Here is a 19,543-nt window from a genome sequence, read left to right as displayed (position 1 = left end):
TACTTATTCTTTGGGCAAGCAAAGAAAAGTAACTCGCCGAAAAGGCGAAAAGCAACCGTCCAACAAATAATGAGTTGCGAGAAATCACACCTACCTGGATTCTAGCCTTCGCCGGAATGCCGCAGAGACAGTGAATATGGCCAATAAGCAAAAAGAATGACCTTCTCAACTGAAACCAACAACGCGGCTTAAATCACAAAGCCTTTTGCAACATCATCAACTGCATATTCTCCACCTTCGCCTGCCACATCTCCGGCAGGTGCGGAAAAGGCTTTAATTCCCCCGTCGCCCGATAGCCCAGTCGTTGGTAAAACGCAATCAACGTTTGCCGCACACTCACCACCGCCATTTGACTGGCACGCGCCCCCCAGCGCGCAACCGCCAATTGCTCCGCCGCCAGAATCATTTGTTTACCATAGCCACGGTTTTGTGTCGTGGGCTCTACTGCAATCATGCCCAAATGCGCGACCTGCGCTTCTGCGTGCCATTCGGCACACAGCGTGACCATGAGCGTTTTGTCCACCCAGCCAGTGAGCATCACAACATCCTGACGATTCAACAATGCCAACACATCGTCGGTGGTGGTGCGCTTGCCATCGAGCAAGTCTGCCTCTGTGGTCCAGCCTGTCCGACTACTGTCGCCGCGATAAGCACGATTGACTAACGCCGAAATGGCATCGGCCTCGTGCCCTTGGGCAGGTCTGATGATGAACTCTGTCATGGCGTTTGTTGCGCTAATTTTTCTATGCGGTGTTGTACCACCAGGCTGCCTATCATGTCACCTTCGACATTGACTGCGGTACGCACGGTATCCAGCAAACGGTCTATCGGCAGCAAAATGGCGATTGCTTCTGCGGGCAAACCGACGCTTTGCAAGACCATGACCATGGTCACCATACCCGCACTGGGGATACCGGGCGCGCCCATGGCGGCGATCATGGTGGTGAAGCACACCACCAGTTGTTGGCCGAGGGATAAGTCTATGCCTGCCAGTTGCGCCACAAACAGGGCCGCAGCGGCTTCATATAACGCGGTACCGTCCATATTCACGGTGGCGCCTAGCGGCACGACAAATCCGGCGATTTCTGGTTTGACCTGCATATTTTGCGTGGCACAACGCATGGTCACCGGCATGGTGGCCGTGCTCGAACTGGTGGCAAACGCCGTGAGCAAGGCCTGTTTGGCCTGTCGCAGAAACCACCACGGGCGTTTGCCGGTGAGTAGCCACAGCAACAGGGGCAACACGACCAGGCCATGCAACAAGGTGGTGCCTGTCACTACCAGCATAAACTTGGTCAAACTGGCAAACAGGCTGACGTCTTGCGTGGCGACCAATTTGAACAGCAAAGCGGCAATGCCAAATGGCGCCAGGCGCATGATCCAGTTAATCATTTGCATCGCTACCGCCATGCCTTCCTCAAACACGGCCAGCAAGTGCGGATAGCGCTCGGCAGAGAGTACCAGCGCAATGCCGAGCAAAAGCGCAAATGCCACAATCGCCAGAATATTGCCCTCGGCCAGCGCTTTAAACGGATTCATAAAAATGCCGTGCAAAAATTGTGTGAAGAACTCAGGCAAGGTGAGTTGCTTGGTTTCAAACTGTTGTATGGCATCGGCAAACATCTCCAGATGCAAGTCTGCACCAGGTTTGAACAATTGACTAGCACCAAGGCCGATGACGACAGCGATCAAGGTCGTCGTCGCAAAAAACAGCAGCGTGGTTTTCCAGACCACATGCATTTGGCTATGCTGACGCAGATTGGCGATGCCGGTGACGATGGCGCAAAACACCAGCGGGATCATCACCATTTTGAGCAGGTCGATAAACAGGGTGCCGACCAGGTTGGCGGCGTATAACGCGTGATCGATATTTTTGTCATGCGCAAACAAGCCTAGCGCCACAGCGGCTGCCGCGGCGAAAAAAATTTGCCCATTCAACCCGAGTTTTTTCATGTGTATCGCAACCTTAAAGTGGGCGGACTTCGCGACCCTGCGCACGCCATCGAATGAAAAAGAGGCAGCCTAAGCTGCCTCCATCTTATCTTAAGCCGCTTTTTCAAATACCGCAGCAAAGAAGCCATCCGTGCCATGCAGATGTGGCAATAGCTTCAGATAATCTCCGGTATCCAGCACAATATTTTGTTGCGCCAACACCTCATTGGCGGGCACCAATTTGAATTCCGGATGCGCTTGTAAAAACGCTTCAGCAATCGCTTCGTTCTCGTCACGCAGCAGACTGCAAGTCGCATACACAACACGACCACCAGCCTTACACAATTTGGCGGCGCGGGCGAGAATATTGGTTTGCTTGACGTTGAGCTCGACCACATCTTGCTGGTCCTGGCGCCATTTCAGGTCTGGATTACGGCGTAACGTACCCAAACCGCTGCAAGGCGCATCGACCAGCACGCGGTCAAACTTGCCGTTGAGGCGCTTGAGTTTTAAGTCGTTTTCGTTGTTAATCAACTGCGCTTGCAAGTTAGACAAGCCACTGCGTTTCAGGCGTTGGCCCAAATTATTGAGGCGCTTTTCAGACACATCAAAGGCATACAAGCGGCCCGTGTTTTTCATCAACGCGCCCAGGGCTAGCGTTTTACCACCGGCACCGGCACACAGGTCGGCCACCATTTGGCCGCGTTTAGGGGCGACCAAATAACTCAGCAACTGGCTGCCTTCGTCCTGCACTTCAATTTTGCCTTCGGTAAACAAAATATGTTTGCCGATATTTAAACGGGCGCCCATGCGAATGCCAAGGGGGGAGTAAGGCGTAGGGGCAATGACGTTATCTTTAACGGTATTCTCGGCCAGCATGCGTGACAGCACTTCTTCGCGGCTGGACTTAATAGTATTGACGCGTAAATCGAGGCTGGCTTGCTCAAACATGCTGCGACAGATGGTCATGGCCTCAGCCTCACCATATTGCGCTACCAGCTTGTCCCAGAACCAATCGCGCACATCCGCCAGCACGGCAGGGGCAAAGCCTTCGCTGTTTTTAGCTTTAATGGTGACCGCCCATTCTTTTTGGCGCTCATCCAGCATGTCATCAAGATCACGGATGCTTTTACCCTCAATTTTGAGCATCCAGGCGATGATGAGTTTACGTGTGTCTTCCTGCTCGTCGGCCTCGCTCATGCTGACTTCACGCAGGTAGCGATAGCGGCGCAACACACCATAAGCGGTTTCGGCCACCCAGGCGCGGTCTTTGGTGCCTAATTCACGATGCTGGCGGAAAAACTCGCTGAGTCTGGCATCGGCCGGGCTTTCAAATTTAAGCAGGTCGTTTAACAACACCGCCGTCTGGCGCATGAGGGATTGATTCATCAGTTTCTTTCAAATACTTACGTTATTCGGTGATCAACCGCGTGGCGACTTGTTCAATCACCATGCCGTTTTTCTCCAGTTTTTTGATTTTGACCGGCACATAGCGGTAATCGCTGGCCAGCCACAGTTCTACTTTTTCGTCGGTGTCACCACGCGTATGCACAATGTGCACGGTTTGAATGGTTTGATCAGCAATCACCAGGCTGTCTTCCCCTTCAAACGAATATTCATACTCACCAACCCGGCGGCCATTGGTCAGCGTCACATGCATTTCTTGCAGCGGCGGCACAAACATAAACTGGTACATAAAGCTGAGGATGTCTTGTGTGTTTACACGTAAATCGCGTCGCTGCTCACCTTTGGCGGTTTTCAGGGTAATCACATTGGTTTCCCAGTCAAAACTCGCTTCGTAGGTTTTGCTGGCACGGCTACCAAAGGCATAACGGTAAAAGTGCGGCTTTAAACCGCTGGGGCCGACTTCACCCGTACTTTGCTGCTCCAGTGACGGGTAGAGCAATTTTAACAGACCGCGCCCTTCCACCAGCCAACGCAGTGAGTAATTGCCTGGGCTTTCCTGCACATAGTCAATACTGGCAGTGCCTGCAGGCCGGTCTTCACCATTCACATACACCACAAAAGCCGTGCTCACACGCTGATAAGGTGGCGGCTTTTCATCGTCGGCCACCGCCACGGGTTGATCCATTTCGTGCCAGGCAGCGATCTCTGCCAGTTTTGCTTGCCCTTCTTCTTCAGTGGTCGCCACTTGCTCAGCCGCAGCAGGTAATGCAGAGGCCTGTTCTGCGATGACCTCTGTAGATTCGGCGGGTGACTCAGGTTGTACCGAAGGCGTTTTGTCTAGCGTTGATGCCGGTTTTACGCCTATCGGGCGTGGTTTGCTGGGTGGGGCGGCAGCCACCGCTTGCGCGATGGGTGGCGGTGACAGCCGCGCTTGCAGCACCGTCTGCTGTGGCGCCTCTTCTAACCAGTTGCGCCAATTCAGCTCAGTCAACACCGTGATATGCAACAACAATGACAATACAAGCGCTAGCGCCAATGGCCATGAAACATGCTGTTGAATCCAATGCCGCAGACCTGATGCTTGCATCACGCGCTTTCCCGAGCTGCAGAACCCGTTATTGACCGGTGATACTGGTGATCACCTGCTCCATACGTTTACCATCATCCTGCACCACCAGCTTCACTGGCAAATAGCCTTTATCCTTAGCCAGATACAAAGTTTTCTCACCGTCAGCATCGGCCAGTTTAACTACCTTAAAGGTGCCAGCCTCCGTTTGCAGCGGCGTGGTTTCCTCTGTCACGACAAATCGATGCGGCGCAATCTTTTTACCATTCACCACCGAGAGATTCACCTGCTTGGCTGCGGGTGGCTGCCACATCCAGCAATACATCACACTCAATAAATCCTGCGTGCCTTTTACCAAAGCGCCCGTTTCCTGTTCGCCTTTAATTTGCATGTTAAGCACTTTTTTCGCCCAGTCAAACTCACTGATCAGCGCTTTGTCAGGGTGTTTGGATTGCCGCGATTCAAAGCGGGCTGGCCGTAAGGTGTTCAAAATCACCTGACCCTGGCTGGAAAGTGTGCGCTCACCCATGAGCTTATAAATGCCTTTACCCTCAGCCAGTGAAGCAATTTGGTAACGGTTGCCCGTCACACTCAACTGGTCTTTAATGGTGCCGATGGTGATACCTTGTTGCAGCAAATCGTATTTGAGCGTTAACTGCTTGGGCGCGGCAGATAGCACCGGCGACACCAGCAGTGCTATCGTAGCCAGCAAGCTGGCCACGCGGCGCTGAGGATTGCAGAAAAAAAGCATCACGCCCGCCAGCATTAAACGACCACAGTCGGCGCTTCACCTGCCTGTTGTGCGCGAATCTGGCCAATACGGTAAACCGTCTCGCCCGCACCGGCCAGCACGGCTTGTGCCTGCTCGGCGTGCTCGGCAGCCACAATCACGGCCATGCCGATACCGCAGTTAAACGTACGGTACATTTCAATCGGCTCAATATTACCTTGCGCCTGCAACCACTGAAACAACGGTGGCAAAGTCCAGCTCGACTTCTGCACCTCGGCTGTAAGTCCTGCTGGCAACACACGTGGAATGTTTTCAGTGATGCCGCCACCCGTGATATGCGCCATGCCCTTCACTGGCAAGGTGTCCAGCAATTTCAAAATAGACTTCACATACAATTTGGTGGGAGCCATCACCACATCTTTAAAACGGCGGCCATGGAAATCAGATTCCATATCGATGCCGGATTTTTCAATCAGTTTACGGATCAATGAGTAGCCATTGGAGTGCGCACCACTGGAAGCCAGGCCCAGCACCACGTCACCCGCTTTGATGGTAGAGCCATCAATGATATTGGCTTTATCGACGCAACCAACGGCAAAGCCGGCCAGGTCATATTCACCAGCAGGATACATGCCTGGCATTTCGGCGGTTTCGCCGCCCACCAGCGCACAGCCAGATTCTTCACAGCCTTGGGCAATGCCCTTAATCACCGCAGCAGCGGTGGCGACTTCTAGCTTGCCACAGGCAAAATAATCCAAGAAAAACAGTGGCTCAGCGCCTTGCACCAGAATGTCGTTGACGCTCATCGCCACCAGGTCGATACCGACGGTATCATGCTTGTCGAGCTGAAACGCCAGCTTTAATTTGGTGCCCACGCCATCGGTGCCAGACACCAGCACAGGCTCTTTAAACTTTTTAGGCATGGCAAACAGCGAACCAAAACCGCCAATCCCGCCCATCACCTCAGGGCGCATGGTGCGCTTGGCAAACGGCTTGATCTGCTCGACCAAGGCATCACCAGCCTCCATATCGACACCAGCATCACGGTAGGTAAGTGAAGTGTTATCAGGTGAAGTGTTATCAGAAGAAGTCGTCAAGATGCTCTCGTTTCTTTCAATGCAATTAATCAGGTGAAGCACTGTAGCCAGCGCAGATGTTTACAACAAAGCGCGATACAGCGTTGAAATTAAGTATAATTTTAAAATAATCATTATTTTAACGCATCTTGCCGCTTCGACCTATGCCGGATTGTGCGGATGTGTCACACACACCCATGTCAGACCAGGAACACCCAAAATCTGTGGCCACCCAGTTTGTCAGCGATCATCGCTGGTGGATTGTCACGGCGGTTTTTATTTACTTGTTTTATCTGCTAGAACCGATCCTGACGCCGTTTCTGGCCGCCGCAGTGATTGCCTACATGCTGGATCCACTGGTAGACCGGCTCAGTGAAACCGGTGTCAACGGCTGGCGTATAGGCCGCACCCCAGCCACCTTGCTGGTGATGCTAGGCGTGATTCTGGCGATCATCGGCTTGCTGCTGATTATCGTCCCGTTACTGCAACAACAGTCACTGCTGATTGCGCAACGCCTGCCACTGCTGATTGATCATTTTCACCAGCAAGTCGAGCCTTGGCTGCTGCAAAAGTTTGGTATTCACCTTGATGTGAACCATGCTGATGTGCAAAAACTCGTCAGCGAACACTGGCAAACCGCTGGCAGTATGTTACTCAGCGCCGGACAAAAGGGCCTGAGCCTGATTGGGATTTTTGCCAATATCTGTTTATTGCCAGTCGTGCTGTTTTATTTTTTGCGCGACTGGGATGACATGGTGGCCGAGGTTGGTGAGCTGATTCCCCGTAACTGGATAGGCCGCGCGCGCAGCATGTCCGTAGAAATCGACCGCGTGGTGGCAGAATTTTTGCGCGGCCAATTATCAGTCATGTTGTCATTGTGCGTGTTTTACAGCGTCAGCTTATGGTTGGCCGGTCTCGACATGGCGCTTTCCATCGGCATGATTGCTGGCTTGCTGAGCTTTGTGCCTTACCTGGGGTTTGCCCTGGCGTTTGTGCTGGCCGTGGTGCTGGCCTTGCTGCAATTTGCCTCATTACCAGAAGTGGTGCCGGTGCTGCTAGTATTTGGCGTAGGCCAACTGGTCGAAAGTTTTATGCTCACACCGATTTTAGTAGGCGACCGCATCGGCCTGCATCCAGTGATTGTGATTTTAGCCTTGATGGCCGGTGGCCAGTTATTTGGCTTTGCCGGTGTGCTGCTGGCATTACCAGTTAGCGCCGCCATTGCCGTGGGCGTGCGCCATACCAAACAAAGCTATTTGCGCAGTGAAACTTATTTAAACAGCCAGCCGCACCTGATTCAAACCCTGGACGAATGACCACCAGAGAGCAAGACACACCGTTGTGAAACAATTATTACTTAATATTCAACCGCCTGCTGCCCCAAACTTTGCTAACTTTATTGTGGGCCAAAACCAAGAAGCCTTGGCCAGTATGCATACCGTACTTGCAGGCGAAGCCACCACCCGCTTTATTTACCTGTGGGGTGAGTCTGGCAGTGGTAAAAGCCACTTGCTATTGGCAGCACAAGAAATGGGCGCGCATATTGCAGATGACGTGCACACACTGGATGAAGACTCACAAATTGTGCTGTTTGATACTTACAACCAGATTAAAGCCGAGGGCGGCATGTTAGTCACGGCTGGCAGCCACGCGCCCACCCAAATGGGCTTGCGTGACGACTTGGCCACGCGCCTGGCCTGGGGCTTGGTCTATCAATTACAACCGCTCAGCGATGATGAAAAAGCCGATGCGCTACGCGCGCATGCCCGTGATCGCAGCATGAAGTTGCCAGACGAAGTGATTGCTTACTGTTTGCGTTATTTACGCCGCGATTTACCCACCTTGATGGCTGTGGTCGAGGCTTTGGATGAGTGGTCACTCACCACCAAGAAAGCCGTTACTGTGCAGTCATTAAAAAAAATGCTGCAAGACAGCTAATGAATCCCTTTTATTCCGAGCCAAAGCTATAACGGTTTTTGCCGCTTTTCTTCGAGTCATACATGGCTTTATCTGCCACATGCAGCAGTTGCTTGACATGTTTGCCATGGTGCGGATATTCGGCAATGCCAATACTGACACCAATCTCCAGCGGAATCCCGCGCGTCATCACCGGCTGGCTAAATAGCTTGATCAGCCGCTCCGCCAACTGAGTTAACTCCTGGCGATATAAATAGCTGCCAACCACCAGCACAAACTCATCACCGCCTTGGCGCGCCAGAAAGTCCGATTGCCTGAGCACTTTTTTAAACATATCGGCGACCTCTATCAGTAAAGCATCGCCCACGCCATGGCCATATTTGTCATTCACCTGCTTAAAGCCATCGAGGTCCATAAACAGAATCGCAAACTGCTTGGAGGTATGCCTGGCCAATTGATAGGTGTTTGCCAAGTGCACATCGACACTACGCCGGTTGGGCAAGCCGGTGAGCAAGTCGTGATCGGCCTGATGGCTGGCCTGTTTGGCGACCGCTTGGTTTTCAAGCACTTGCTCCAGCAATTCTGTGGTACTGCGATAAGAAAACAGCAATACGCCAATAATCAGCACGCCCAGCAAAATAGCGCCAATCACAGAGGCAAACATACGTTTGCGGATTTCCTGCTCAAACCCTTCCCTAAGACGTTGTAACTTACTGTCAATCTCGTCGAGCTGATCATCAATCAGCTTCATCACCTCGCGTCCTTTGTCTTTATTCAGCGACAAGTGTGGCGAAAAGTCACCGGCATGTAGTTGCACTTGGATCGTTTTGTCCATCACATCAAATTTCTGATGCACCAACTGTTTGATTCTGTCCAAACCGATGCGCACCTCAGGCTGGTCGGAGGTCTGCTTATCCAGTCGTACCAGTACTTGCCGGGTCTCCGTGCGCCCCTGCTCCAAGGTGTCCAAAAACAAAGTATGGCCGGTGAGTAAATAGCCACGCTGGCCGCTTTCGGCATTGGTGATCGCTTTACCCAAGGCAACAATGTCATAGCGCTGCCGGTCGACCAGGTCTTTTTGTTCGGAATAATAAACAAGCTGATACATGGCAATAAACAGCCATACCATTGAAATGCACAACAGTGCAGCAGCAATGATTAACGGAATAACTATTCGTCGCTTGTAATTAAACATACGAAGTTTATATCGTCATTTTTGGGCATACATTAAATCGAAGCCGAATAAAATCTATGATACGACTAGTCTGAATATAATAAAATACAGTTTTGATAGATAACCACTATCCACCATCATGCTCAGAATTACCGAAATCAAACTGCCGATCGCGCTAGCAGACACGCTCAAGCACCAGGACGACCAAATCAGGGCCGCCATTCTCAAACGTCTCGAAATCCCGGAAAGCGAACTGATCAGCTTTGAGATTTTCAAACGCGGTGTCGATGCCCGAAAATCATATGCCATCTTGTATGTGTACAACCTGGATGTCACGGTCAAAAACGAAGCCAAATTACTGGCCCGCTTTAAAAAAGACCCCCATATCAAACCAGCGCCAGACACCAACTATCACTTTGTTGCAACACAGCCCAGCTCCCAACAAGCGGGCTCAACCGCAGCACGCCCAGTGGTGGTCGGGTTTGGTCCGGCAGGCATATTCGCAGCACTCATTCTGGCCCAGGCCGGGTTCAAGCCGATTGTGCTGGAACGCGGGAAAGAGGTGCGCAAACGCACCAAAGATACCTGGGGCCTGTGGCGCAAACGCACACTCAATCCTGAATCGAATGTACAGTTTGGCGAAGGTGGCGCGGGCACATTTTCTGATGGCAAACTATATAGCCAAATTAAAGACACCAAGCATTACAGCCGCAAAGTGTTGCAGGAGTTTGTGAAAGCCGGGGCGCCGGAAGAAATTTTATACGTCAGCCATCCGCATATCGGCACCTTCAGATTGGTAGGCATGGTGGAAGACATGCGCAATACCATCATTAGCCTTGGTGGTGAAATCCGCTTTGAAAGCCGCGTGACGGATATTGCGATTGAACACCAGCAAGTGCAGGGCGTGACGCTGCACACCGGCGAATTTATTGCGACCCAGCACCTGGTGCTGGCTGTCGGCCACAGCGCGCGCGACACCTTTGAAATGGTGCATGCCAAAGGCATCTATGTTGAAGCCAAGCCGTTCTCGATTGGCTTCCGTATCGAGCATCCGCAGAGCCTGATTGACCGCGCACGCTACGGCAAAAGCTATAGCGACGATATTCTGCAAAAGTTAGGCGCCGCCGATTACAAACTGGTGCACCACGCCAGCAATGGCCGCAGCGTTTACAGCTTTTGTATGTGCCCGGGCGGCACGGTTGTCGCAGCGGCGTCTGAACCAAACCGCGTCGTCACCAACGGCATGAGTCAATATAGCCGCAACGAACGCAACGCTAATGCCGGCATCGTCGTCGGCATCACGCCAGAAGTCGACTACCCCGGCCATCCACTGGCTGGCGTCGAATTCCAGCGCCAGCTTGAGAGCCAGGCCTATGTCGTGGGTGGCAGCAACTACTCGGCGCCGGGGCAATTGATTGGCGACTTTCTGGCCAATCGCCCATCCACCCAATTCGGCGAAGTCACACCGTCTTACACGCCCGGCGTGCATTTAACCAATCTCGATAGCGTTTTACCCGAGTTTGCCATCAGTGCCATCCGTGAAGCGATTCCAGCCTTTGCCAAACAAGTGCCAGGTTTTGACCTGGCCGACGGCGTCCTCACCGGCGTGGAAACCCGCACCTCCAGCCCGATTCGCATCAAACGTGATGACAACACGCTGCAAAGCATCAACACCAAAGGCTTGTTCCCGTGTGGTGAAGGCGCCGGTTATGCGGGTGGCATTTTGTCGGCGGCAGTGGATGGGATTAAGGTTGCGGAAGCGGTAAGCTTAAGTTTGATAGAAAAATAAAATTTGCAGGGGGAGGAAATATGCCGCACGTAAAACGAATATTCTATCCAATAGGTCAAGGCGCATTTATTCTGAACAAATCGATGGTAAAACGATTGTTTATGACTGCGGGCTCTGGTGGAATGAGCGAAAGTCCAAGCGTGCTGAACGACTTGTCAAATCCGCTTTTCCTGAAAAGCATGTAATTGATATTCTATTCATTAGTCATTTTGATTTTGACCATGTGTCACTTATTCCTCTGTTGATTGATCATTACACCGTCAAAAGCATCGTAATGCCGCTGCTTGATCCTGATGATGAGATTTTTCTTTCTAAACTGTATGAATCTCTTGAGGAAGAGTTGGGGACAAATAATCAGAGTAGTTGTATTTCCAAGTTAATTTCCAATCCCCAAACATTCGGTAGTCAGAATGAAGGTATTCAAATCTTTCAAATCAGTACGGAGGTCGCGGGCAATGAAGAACCGGTATTAATTGACAATCCTAACCAAAGTCAAACTACTTTAAATAGTGGGACTAAGATTCAGTTGAGTGGCCCTGTGGATTGGGTTTGGGTACCCTATAACGTTGATGCAAAAATTCGCTCACCTGCATTATTTAGGCAACTATCAGGATTAAATTTAGATTTAGCAAAACTAAAAACAGACTCTGATCATTTTCAAGAAAATCAAGCATCCATCAGAAGTGCTTATGCGGAACTTGATGGAAACGTTAACGAAAATTCATTATTTTTGTATTCGGGGCCAGCTAAAAAAGCTTCATATCATTATTCCCGCACCTTTTTTGGCCATGTTTTAGATAATTTTAGGTTACATAGTTTTTTTGATAATCGTTGGTTTGCTGCTAAACCTGGTTGCATTTATACAGGTGATGGTGATTTCAATATAACTACACTTAGCGACAAATTTAAAAACTATTGGGATAGTGTCGGTACTATTCAGATACCTCATCATGGCTCAAGAAAGTCTTTTAACTTTGGCTCAATAAATGATGCACCTTATCTTTGTCCAATCAGCGTAGGCGTGAACAACTCTTACGGTCATCCTGCACCTTCGGTGATAAGCGCATTACTCGAAAATAGTTGCTACCCCGTTATTGTTTCTGAAAAATCAGACAGTATGCTTATCAGCATTTTTCGCTTTAGAATTTAGTTGATACACATAAAATCGCAACCTATCTCTCGTTCAACATTCACACCAGATGCCGTTGTGGTGTATGTCAAGTTGCATATCATCGCAGGATGACTTAATACTTTTGCATTGAATAACGCATACACCTCTCCGTTTGCTACCCGCGCAGAAGCAGTGACTAGTCCTGGATGGCCCTCTCTATACAATTTGCTCCCAATTTGATGGGTCAGCGTGTAGTCTGATGCATGTGTAATGGCCGGGTGACTTGCAATCATGGGCCGCAAATCTATTAACAATGCATCGCACTGCACCTGATAGACCTTACGCTCCATCACAATCCCTGCCTGCGTATATCCTGCATCATCCAGCAAGCGTTTCTTCCAGTGATGCACCGTTTCGTAAACGCTGGTTTCTATCGTATCCGCTCCATACCAAACACCGAAGCCACCATCCGAATACCGGCTGACCGAGGTATGCTTAAATGGGTAAGCAATGGCATTCTCCCACTCCGCCTGCTCAAAAGAGCGGTCAATCACTGGCTGTGTAGACTGGTATAGGCCAGGTTTAGTATGCATTTCTAAGGCTTGTGCCGAACGCCATGCATCAGGGTCATCACTCAGGTCATCAAATAAATCTTGTGAGACCCGTAACGACACTATATTTCTGATCAGGGGCCGATGTATATCAGCCAGAGTGAGTGCACTAAACAGATCTTGCATTACTGCCCACGCGCCCGGTCAAGATAGCTGCGCACATAAAGCAAGCCTGGAAAACCCAACTCAACGATGGTTTCAATCGGTGTTTGCCCATGAAAAGCCTTATTCCTGGTTTTCATCCAGCCATAAGCGAGTTCAGGATTTTGTGGAAAAAGTAAGCGTAACGCTTTGTGTATAGCCAACAAATTACCGGCTCTATCCAACATGTCGCGACTGGCCGAGATTGCCTCACCCTTTTTATAGCGCGTCAGCGCCGCACGGTTTTCAAGCGACAAACCCAAGGCAGCCAACTTTTCCTCACTATTCAACTGCCACAAATCGAACAGCGTTAATAACATTGGCGTAATCTTGCTACGGTCAATCTCAAGCGCTTGTGGGGATGTGGTAGCGCGCAAAGCAGTCATATTCACCTCCAAAAATATTAATTCACACAATTTATGTTACAAATATTACATAAAAATCCATTCCATGCAAGTTTGATAATAACAAAAAAAAACGGCCACCTATTGGTGGCCGCTTGTTTACCGATGACATAATTACTGACGAATCAGGTAATCAAATGCACCCAGTGCTGCGTTTGAACCTTCACCCATGGCAATCACAATCTGCTTGTAAGGGATGGTGGTGACATCACCAGCCGCAAACACACCTGGCAATGAGGTCGCATTATGGTTGTTAATTTCAATTTCACCATATTTGCTCAAATCCAGTGTGCCTTTCAACCAGTCACTGTTAGGCACTAAGCCAATCTGGATAAATACGCCCTCTAACGCCACATGCTTGCTCTCGCCACTCACGCGGTCAATATAAGTCAGGCCATTGACGCGTGTGCCATCACCGGTGATTTCACTGGTTTGCGCACTGGTCAAAATAGTCACATTTTGCAATGAGCGCAGTTTGCGTTGCAACACGGCATCGGCTTTAAGCTCAGTGTCGAATTGCAGCAACGTGACATGACCGACCACACCCGCCAGGTCAATCGCCGCTTCTACGCCAGAGTTACCGCCACCAATCACGGCTACATGTTTGCCTTTAAATAGCGGGCCATCGCAGTGCGGACAGTAAGCCACGCCTTTGTTTTTGTATTCCACTTCACCAGGCACGTTGAGGTTTTTCCAACGCGCACCGGTGGCCAGAATCACAGATTTGCTACGCAAGGTGGCGCCATTTTCCAGTTTGACTTCAATCAACCCAGCATGTTTGTTGTCGGTTTTCGCAGGCTCCGTCAGGCCAACAGCGCGTTGCAGCGGCATGATATCTACGTCATAGGTTTTCACGTGCTCTTCGAGCGCGGCGACCAGTTTTGGCCCTTCGGTTTCTTTCACAGAAATAAAGTTTTCAATCGCCAAGGTGTCGTTGACTTGACCACCAAAACGGTCGGCCACAATGCCGGTGCGGATGCCTTTACGCGCCGCATAAATTGCGGCTGAAGCGCCAGCCGGGCCACCGCCCACCACCAACACATCAAACGCGTCTTTGGCATTAAGCTTTTCAGCTTCTTTCGCCACTGCACCAGTGTCCACTTTGGCCAAAATCTCTTCCACCAGCATGCGGCCAGAGGCAAACATTTCACCGTTAAGGAAAGTCGCTGGCACCGCCATGATATTGCGTGCGTTGACTTCGTCCTGATACAAGCCACCATCAATCACCGTCACATTGATGCGCGGGTTAAACACCGTCATCAACGTCGTTGCCTGGACCACGTCCGGGCAGTTATGGCAAGACAAGCTCATATACACTTCAAAATTCAAATCGCTATCCAGCGCTTTGATCTGGTCGAGCACATCTTGCTCCACTTTGGGTGGGTGGCCGCCAGTCCATAGCAACGCCAGCACCAGTGACGTGAATTCATGGCCTAATGGAATCGCCGCAAAGCGCACGCCATGGGTTTCGCCTTCTTTGGCGATCACAAATGAAGGTTTGCGCGCATCGTTGCCGGTTTCATCCAGGCTGACTTTGTCGGACAAGGCCGTGATTTCTTGCAACAACTCCCGCATTTTGGTGGCATTGTCGCTGTTATCCAGAGATGCAATCAGACGGATAGGCTGACGCAGCATGCCCAAGTAGGTTTGCAGTTGTGTCTTTAAGGTATCGTCTAACATTATTTATTCTCCAAATTACATTCTTGCTCATATTTTCAGGCAACAAGAAGCCTTGGCCATGACACATGGCAATTAAAAATGGTCGGGGGGAAGCTCGCTCAGGTAAAACCACCCTTAGGTAAAAACGCCTCGTGACTTTACCTGAGCGCCCTGCTTGCGCAGGGCTTTGCTCAAAACACTAACCTTAGATCTTACCGACCAAGTCCAATGATGGTGTCAACGTGGCTGCACCGTCGTTCCATTTAGCTGGGCAAACCTGGCCTGGGTGAGCAGCGGTGTATTGTGCTGCTTTCAACTTGCGCAGGGTTTCTTTTACATCACGTGCGATTTCGTTGCTGTGTACTTCAGCAGTTTTGATCACGCCTTCGGCGTTGATCACGAATGTACCGCGCAATGCCAGACCTTCTTCATCAATATGCACGTCAAACGCACGTGTCAATTGGTGCGTTGGGTCACCCACCAGTGGGAATTTTGCTTTGCCTACTGCTGGTGAAGTCTCGTGCCAAACTTTGTGGGAGAAGTGGGTATCGGTGGTCACGATGTACACTTCAGCACCAGCCTTCTGGAACTCTGCGTAGTTGTCAGCCGCATCTTCAACTTCTGTTGGGCAGTTGAAAGTGAACGCTGCTGGCATAAAAATCAACACAGACCATTTGCCTTTTAAAGACTCTTCAGTCACTTCGATAAATTTACCGTTGTGAAATGCTTGCGCCTTGAATGGTTGTACTTGTGTGTTAATCAATGACATGTAGTTCTCCTTGATGATGTTTAAAACAGTGCTTCATTAAACAGGGTTAAGTAAAAATTTGCTGTGTTTCAACAGCGAATGGATGCATTTTAAGCATACATTATAGATATGTAAAATTGATTATTTTAATTTTATTGATAAATATATTTAATCAATTGTATTTAGCTCGAAACCGTCACCTGTCCGTGCCCCTCGTACCCGAGGTTATCCTGCCAGTTTACCGCAATCACATCGCCCACCTTGGCCTCTTTGATATAAAACGTAAAGTAGGGGTTACGCGAGATACCCGTCCCGGTTTGCGCATCGACAATCACTTGCCCATTGAGCACGACTTGCATGAGCTGCATAAAATGCGCAGGCAGCACCTGACCATCGTCGTTTTTACTGCGACCCGTGCGCATCGGGTGCAGAATAATGATCTTGAGCTCGGTGATCTGCTTGCCCAGCAACGCATCGTCCATTAAACGCGCGCGCATTTTCATGCTGCTAGCAAACGGCTCTTCACGTTCACTGCCCGCACAGCCATCCTCCAGCACAATCACCTGGCGACGCTGTTGCTGAAATTGCCCGCTCGACTGCTGCGCCAGGGCAATCACCTCACCTGATTGCGACAGTTTAATACGCGTCACCAGCTTGGGCAGCACTTGTTTACCCAGCTCAAAACTGGCAATCAACGGCGTCGGATTCGCATCCGCCAACAGGCGCAAACTGCGGATGCTGCCTGCCGACTGTTTGCTGGTCAGCTCCACTTGCACCACCGAGCCACTTTCCGCTTTTTGCGGTGCTTCAATCTGCAAGTCTGGCGACACCGGCACTGCCGTGGCTTGAAACGCCGTCATCACCTGTGAGGTTTGCTTGGCTTCAAAGGCCTGGGTAAACCAGGCCGCCGCCTCTACCTTGCGCGAAAGCAACCAAACCGATAGCGTGGCCAATGCCAGGCCAGCTTTCAACCATGCGCGTCTTTGCAGCTGCGTTGTGTTTTGCATACAATCCCCCGTCATCCGTTTTTATCATCGCCTTGCTCAAGCTTGAGCTGCTGCCTGAGCGTTTTCAGCCGTGCCTCGACTTTCGATTGCAGGTAAAAATCGCCATCTTTGGCTTTGCTGGCAATTTCAAGCTGATCAATCGCACGCGGCAAATCATATTTACGCACATAGCTTTCACCCAAGGCCTGGTGCCTTAACATCTGCTTGCCCTGCCCCTGATACGCCGCTGCCAGCCAGTCATAGAGCTTAGGGTCGTCAGGAAACGTCTCCAGCTGTTTTTGAATAAATGTCACCGCTTGCGGCCATTGATTGCCGCGTATCAACGACTCAGCCTGGCCTTGTGCCAAAATTCTGTGCTTGGGATATTGCTGCAAGCCCTGCACAAACTGCGCCTGCGCTTGTGGCACCTGCCCCAGCTTGGCTAAAGTCACCGCTTTTAATGTCACCAGATAAGGGTTAGCCATGCCATGCTGCATCAGCCAATCTACCTCAAGCTGCGCGTTTTTGGCCTGATTGGCTCGCAACCAGGCATAGGCCAAGCCATAGTGCTCAGCCAGCTCGTTCTGGTAGCGGCCCTCATTAATATTATTCTGAAACTCCTCGACCATTTGTTGCGGCGCGCCCTGAAAAGCACGGATTTTTGCCCGCATCATAAAAAAGGTCAGGCTTTCATTCACCTGTTTGTAAGGCAGGTTTTGCACACGGTTACCAATATCGGCAATCCGCTCGCTGGTCAGCGGGTGTGTGCGCAGATAGCTAGGCATACTGCCACCATCAGAAAACCGTGTCGCCCGTTGCATCGTGGTAAAAAAAGCGGGCATGGCACGCACATCAAATCCGGCATCCTGCAAAATGGTTAGCCCCACGCGGTCGGCCTCGCGCTCATGCTCGCGCGTGTAATCAAGCTGTTTTTGTATGCCGGCCGCAGAGGCAGCCGTCATCGCGCCCATGCCCACTTGCGGATTAGACCGCGCAATCAACAACGCCAGCGCCGTTGCCGCGATATTTTTAAACATATCGTACTTTTGTGATGCCAGCATGCGCGCCAGATGATGCTGGGTGACATGGCCGATCTCATGCCCCAGCACACTGGCGAGCTCAGATTCGCTATTGGCGGCCATAAACAACCCCGTATGCACGCCAATCACCCCACCCGGCATCGCAAACGCGTTAATGGTCTTATCCTGTACCACAAAAAAATAAAACCTCTGTTGCCGGTCGGGGCTGCTTTCGCCTAGGCGTGTGCCCAGTGCTTGCAAGTAATCCGTCACTTCAGCGTCATCCAGCACATCTTCGCTAGTCGCTACTTGCTTTAAGATCTGGTGGGCAATTTTCTCTTCATCACGCAGTGACAACACCGTTTGCGAGGCATCGCCCAATTCAGGCAACTGGTTAGACGAGTCCGACGGCAAGCTCAGGTCAAGGTCATCCGGCTCATAAGGCTTGCCTGAAAACACACCCGTCGAATAATTGGCCAGCAAGGTCGCCCCAGGCACCAACAACAAGCCGCACAGCAGCAAGCCGCGTACCCAGCGACGACGACTCTGTTGATAAGCATGTTTAATCTGTTTTAAAGCCATGAATCCCAGCGTTTGAAATGGCAGGCCCACAATCACAGGCCTGTGCCAACTACCCAAACTTGTTATGATAACGACTTCATCGCTTGAGTTCACCCTTTTTCATCCTAGCCAAACCCATGACCAAACCAACTTCAGGACTCACCCATTTCAACGCCCAAGGCCACGCCCACATGGTCGATATCGGCGATAAAGCCCATACCAAGCGCATCGCCATTGCCGAAGGCCACATCGTGATGCAAGCGGCCACCCTGCAAACCATTCTGCAAGGCAACGCCAAAAAAGGCGACGTGCTGGGCATTGCCCGTATCGCAGCCATCCAGGCCAGCAAAAAAACCAGTGATTTAATTCCACTCTGCCACCCACTCAGCCTAAGCCGTGTGGATGTCAGTTTTATGGCAGATGAAACACAACACAGCATCAGCTGCCGTGTGCAATGTGAAACGACAGGTCAGACTGGCGTTGAAATGGAAGCGCTCACCGCCGTGCAGGTCGGTTTGCTGACGATTTATGATATGTGCAAGGCGATTGATCGAGGCATGGCGATACAAGGGGTTAGAGTGCTGGAGAAGCATGGGGGGAAGAGTGGGGATTGGGTAGCGAACGATTAGCTCTAACACTTCAAGCCCCGCGTGTTTGAGTTCAAAATTCCTGAGAGCAATAAACACTCCTTTTCGCCTCTCGGCGAGTCACTTTCTGGTGCTTGTCCCCCAGAAAGTAACCAAAGAGGACGACACCCAGCCATCACGGCCTGGCGGCTTCCTTGCGTTGCTCAACAAAGTGGGCGTCCATCAAAACTCGCCCTAGCGGCTTGCATACCCAGCAAGCTGCCGCGGAACTCGAACAGCCGATGGCCGACTACTCCCACTTCGTCTCCGCTACTCAGCGTGATGGAATGGGATTATTTTCATTTAAGTAGCGACACCACAGTTTGGACGGTTCAAAAAACAGATTCTTTTTTCTTCAATTCGCTTACGGTTGCTGTCGCATGATGTTCGGGGACCCCATCTGACGCGCCGAGCAACGCAGGATTGACGGGGGCCTCCGGTCATCGGCTGTTCGAGTTCCGCGGTGGCTTGCGTCTTGTGCAAGCCGCTAGGGCGAGTTTCGATGACCGCCCGGCAAGCCGAGTAGCACAGGAAACAAGCGGAAGCTGGGGTGCATTTCTTTTGGTTACTTGTTCTTTGGGCAAGC

General features: G+C 51.0%; 18 protein-coding genes. 5 read left to right on the top strand and 13 right to left on the bottom strand.

What is annotated here, in order from left to right; translation table 11 throughout:
• Positions 1-193 precede the first annotated feature (193 nt).
• The 6 genes from E6Q52_RS12255 to purM all read right to left on the bottom strand — a co-directional run bounded on the left by E6Q52_RS12255 (position 194) and on the right by purM (position 6,232).
• Positions 194-721, bottom strand: coding sequence for a GNAT family N-acetyltransferase (locus E6Q52_RS12255; protein WP_292822433.1), 528 nt, complete (start codon positions 719-721; stop codon positions 194-196).
• Complete coding sequence (locus E6Q52_RS12250; protein ID WP_292822431.1) at positions 718-1,953, bottom strand: dicarboxylate/amino acid:cation symporter; 1,236 nt, start codon at positions 1,951-1,953, stop codon at positions 718-720. Before E6Q52_RS12250 ends, E6Q52_RS12255 begins: the two co-directional genes overlap by 4 nt.
• Before the next feature lie 90 nt (positions 1,954-2,043).
• A complete protein-coding gene (locus E6Q52_RS12245; protein WP_292822429.1) occupies positions 2,044-3,321 on the bottom strand; it encodes an RsmB/NOP family class I SAM-dependent RNA methyltransferase in 1,278 nt (425 codons plus the stop codon).
• Between the two features lie 22 nt (positions 3,322-3,343).
• Entirely contained in the window at positions 3,344-4,426 is a 1,083-nt protein-coding gene (locus tag E6Q52_RS12240) for a DUF3108 domain-containing protein (RefSeq protein WP_292822439.1), read from the bottom strand.
• Positions 4,427-4,454: 28 nt separating this feature from the next.
• Complete coding sequence (locus E6Q52_RS12235) at positions 4,455-5,156, bottom strand: DUF3108 domain-containing protein (RefSeq protein ID WP_292822427.1); 702 nt, start codon at positions 5,154-5,156, stop codon at positions 4,455-4,457.
• A gap of 14 nt (positions 5,157-5,170) precedes the next feature.
• The gene (purM, locus tag E6Q52_RS12230; RefSeq protein ID WP_292822425.1) at positions 5,171-6,232 is read right to left on the bottom strand and encodes a phosphoribosylformylglycinamidine cyclo-ligase; all 1,062 of its coding nucleotides are present in this window, start codon (positions 6,230-6,232) and stop codon (positions 5,171-5,173) included.
• Positions 6,233-6,408: 176 nt separating this feature from the next.
• Between purM and E6Q52_RS12225 the strand changes: the two genes are divergently transcribed.
• Together E6Q52_RS12225 and E6Q52_RS12220 are read left to right on the top strand one after the other, a co-directional pair.
• On the top strand, positions 6,409-7,527 hold the full coding sequence (locus E6Q52_RS12225; protein ID WP_292822437.1) for an AI-2E family transporter: 1,119 nt from the start codon (positions 6,409-6,411) through the stop codon (positions 7,525-7,527).
• A gap of 25 nt (positions 7,528-7,552) precedes the next feature.
• On the top strand, positions 7,553-8,149 hold the full coding sequence (locus E6Q52_RS12220; protein ID WP_292822423.1) for a DnaA/Hda family protein: 597 nt from the start codon (positions 7,553-7,555) through the stop codon (positions 8,147-8,149).
• Positions 8,150-8,159: 10 nt separating this feature from the next.
• On the opposite strand, the gene E6Q52_RS12215 is transcribed toward E6Q52_RS12220, so the two are convergent.
• Entirely contained in the window at positions 8,160-9,236 is a 1,077-nt protein-coding gene (locus E6Q52_RS12215) for a diguanylate cyclase (protein WP_292822421.1), read from the bottom strand.
• A gap of 205 nt (positions 9,237-9,441) precedes the next feature.
• Between E6Q52_RS12215 and E6Q52_RS12210 the strand changes: the two genes are divergently transcribed.
• Both E6Q52_RS12210 and E6Q52_RS12205 read left to right on the top strand, forming a co-directional pair.
• Positions 9,442-11,091, top strand: coding sequence for an NAD(P)/FAD-dependent oxidoreductase (locus tag E6Q52_RS12210; protein WP_292822419.1), 1,650 nt, complete (start codon positions 9,442-9,444; stop codon positions 11,089-11,091).
• A gap of 1 nt (position 11,092) precedes the next feature.
• Positions 11,093-12,241: an MBL fold metallo-hydrolase gene (locus E6Q52_RS12205; protein ID WP_367125204.1), complete on the top strand. Its 1,149-nt coding sequence runs from the start codon at positions 11,093-11,095 to the stop codon at positions 12,239-12,241.
• On the opposite strand, the gene E6Q52_RS12200 is transcribed toward E6Q52_RS12205, so the two are convergent.
• The 6 genes from E6Q52_RS12200 to E6Q52_RS12175 form a co-directional block, all read right to left on the bottom strand.
• Positions 12,238-12,876 (bottom strand): RES family NAD+ phosphorylase, encoded by a 639-nt coding sequence (locus E6Q52_RS12200; protein WP_292822417.1) that lies wholly within the window; start codon positions 12,874-12,876, stop codon positions 12,238-12,240. The two genes, E6Q52_RS12205 and E6Q52_RS12200, sit on opposite strands and share 4 nt — an antisense overlap.
• Before the next feature lie 62 nt (positions 12,877-12,938).
• A complete protein-coding gene (locus E6Q52_RS12195) occupies positions 12,939-13,340 on the bottom strand; it encodes an MbcA/ParS/Xre antitoxin family protein (RefSeq protein ID WP_292822415.1) in 402 nt (133 codons plus the stop codon).
• 132 nt (positions 13,341-13,472) lie between these two features.
• Positions 13,473-15,038 carry an alkyl hydroperoxide reductase subunit F gene (gene ahpF, locus E6Q52_RS12190; protein ID WP_292822414.1) on the bottom strand — a complete coding sequence of 522 codons (1,566 nt, stop codon included), beginning with the start codon at positions 15,036-15,038 and terminating at the stop codon, positions 13,473-13,475.
• Positions 15,039-15,222: 184 nt separating this feature from the next.
• Entirely contained in the window at positions 15,223-15,786 is a 564-nt protein-coding gene (ahpC, locus tag E6Q52_RS12185; protein ID WP_194741227.1) for an alkyl hydroperoxide reductase subunit C, read from the bottom strand.
• A 161-nt stretch (positions 15,787-15,947) separates the two neighbouring features.
• A complete protein-coding gene (gene soxZ / locus E6Q52_RS12180; protein ID WP_292822410.1) occupies positions 15,948-16,772 on the bottom strand; it encodes a thiosulfate oxidation carrier complex protein SoxZ in 825 nt (274 codons plus the stop codon).
• A gap of 11 nt (positions 16,773-16,783) precedes the next feature.
• Positions 16,784-18,352 (bottom strand): M48 family metalloprotease, encoded by a 1,569-nt coding sequence (locus E6Q52_RS12175; protein ID WP_292822407.1) that lies wholly within the window; start codon positions 18,350-18,352, stop codon positions 16,784-16,786.
• Positions 18,353-18,468: 116 nt separating this feature from the next.
• Here E6Q52_RS12175 and moaC point away from each other — a divergent pair, with 116 nt between their 5' ends.
• Positions 18,469-18,960, top strand: a complete 492-nt coding sequence (gene moaC, locus E6Q52_RS12170) for a cyclic pyranopterin monophosphate synthase MoaC (RefSeq protein ID WP_292822405.1) — start codon at positions 18,469-18,471, stop codon at positions 18,958-18,960.
• The last annotated feature ends 583 nt before the right edge of the window (positions 18,961-19,543 follow it).

This window comes from Methylophilus sp. (assembly GCF_008015755.1).
In the GTDB taxonomy this organism is placed as follows: Bacteria; Pseudomonadota; Gammaproteobacteria; order Burkholderiales; family Methylophilaceae; genus Methylophilus.
Note: the sequence above shows the minus strand (reverse complement) of the source record. Positions and strands in the feature narration are given on the sequence as shown.

Excerpts from the sequence above, each read along its gene's own strand:
- moaC (WP_292822405.1), top strand. The coding sequence starts at position 18,469 with ATGACCAAACCAACTTCAGGACTCACCCATTTCAACGCCCAAGGCCAC.
- ahpF (WP_292822414.1), bottom strand. The coding sequence starts at position 15,038 with ATGTTAGACGATACCTTAAAGACACAACTGCAAACCTACTTGGGCATG.
- E6Q52_RS12210 (WP_292822419.1), top strand. The coding sequence starts at position 9,442 with ATGCTCAGAATTACCGAAATCAAACTGCCGATCGCGCTAGCAGACACG.
- E6Q52_RS12250 (WP_292822431.1), bottom strand. The coding sequence starts at position 1,953 with ATGAAAAAACTCGGGTTGAATGGGCAAATTTTTTTCGCCGCGGCAGCC.
- ahpC (WP_194741227.1), bottom strand. The coding sequence starts at position 15,786 with ATGTCATTGATTAACACACAAGTACAACCATTCAAGGCGCAAGCATTT.
- E6Q52_RS12195 (WP_292822415.1), bottom strand. The coding sequence starts at position 13,340 with ATGACTGCTTTGCGCGCTACCACATCCCCACAAGCGCTTGAGATTGAC.
- E6Q52_RS12225 (WP_292822437.1), top strand. The coding sequence starts at position 6,409 with ATGTCAGACCAGGAACACCCAAAATCTGTGGCCACCCAGTTTGTCAGC.
- E6Q52_RS12240 (WP_292822439.1), bottom strand. The coding sequence starts at position 4,426 with ATGCAAGCATCAGGTCTGCGGCATTGGATTCAACAGCATGTTTCATGG.
- E6Q52_RS12235 (WP_292822427.1), bottom strand. The coding sequence starts at position 5,156 with ATGCTTTTTTTCTGCAATCCTCAGCGCCGCGTGGCCAGCTTGCTGGCT.
- E6Q52_RS12215 (WP_292822421.1), bottom strand. The coding sequence starts at position 9,236 with ATGTATCAGCTTGTTTATTATTCCGAACAAAAAGACCTGGTCGACCGG.
- E6Q52_RS12245 (WP_292822429.1), bottom strand. The coding sequence starts at position 3,321 with ATGAATCAATCCCTCATGCGCCAGACGGCGGTGTTGTTAAACGACCTG.
- E6Q52_RS12175 (WP_292822407.1), bottom strand. The coding sequence starts at position 18,352 with ATGGCTTTAAAACAGATTAAACATGCTTATCAACAGAGTCGTCGTCGC.
- E6Q52_RS12255 (WP_292822433.1), bottom strand. The coding sequence starts at position 721 with ATGACAGAGTTCATCATCAGACCTGCCCAAGGGCACGAGGCCGATGCC.
- soxZ (WP_292822410.1), bottom strand. The coding sequence starts at position 16,772 with ATGCAAAACACAACGCAGCTGCAAAGACGCGCATGGTTGAAAGCTGGC.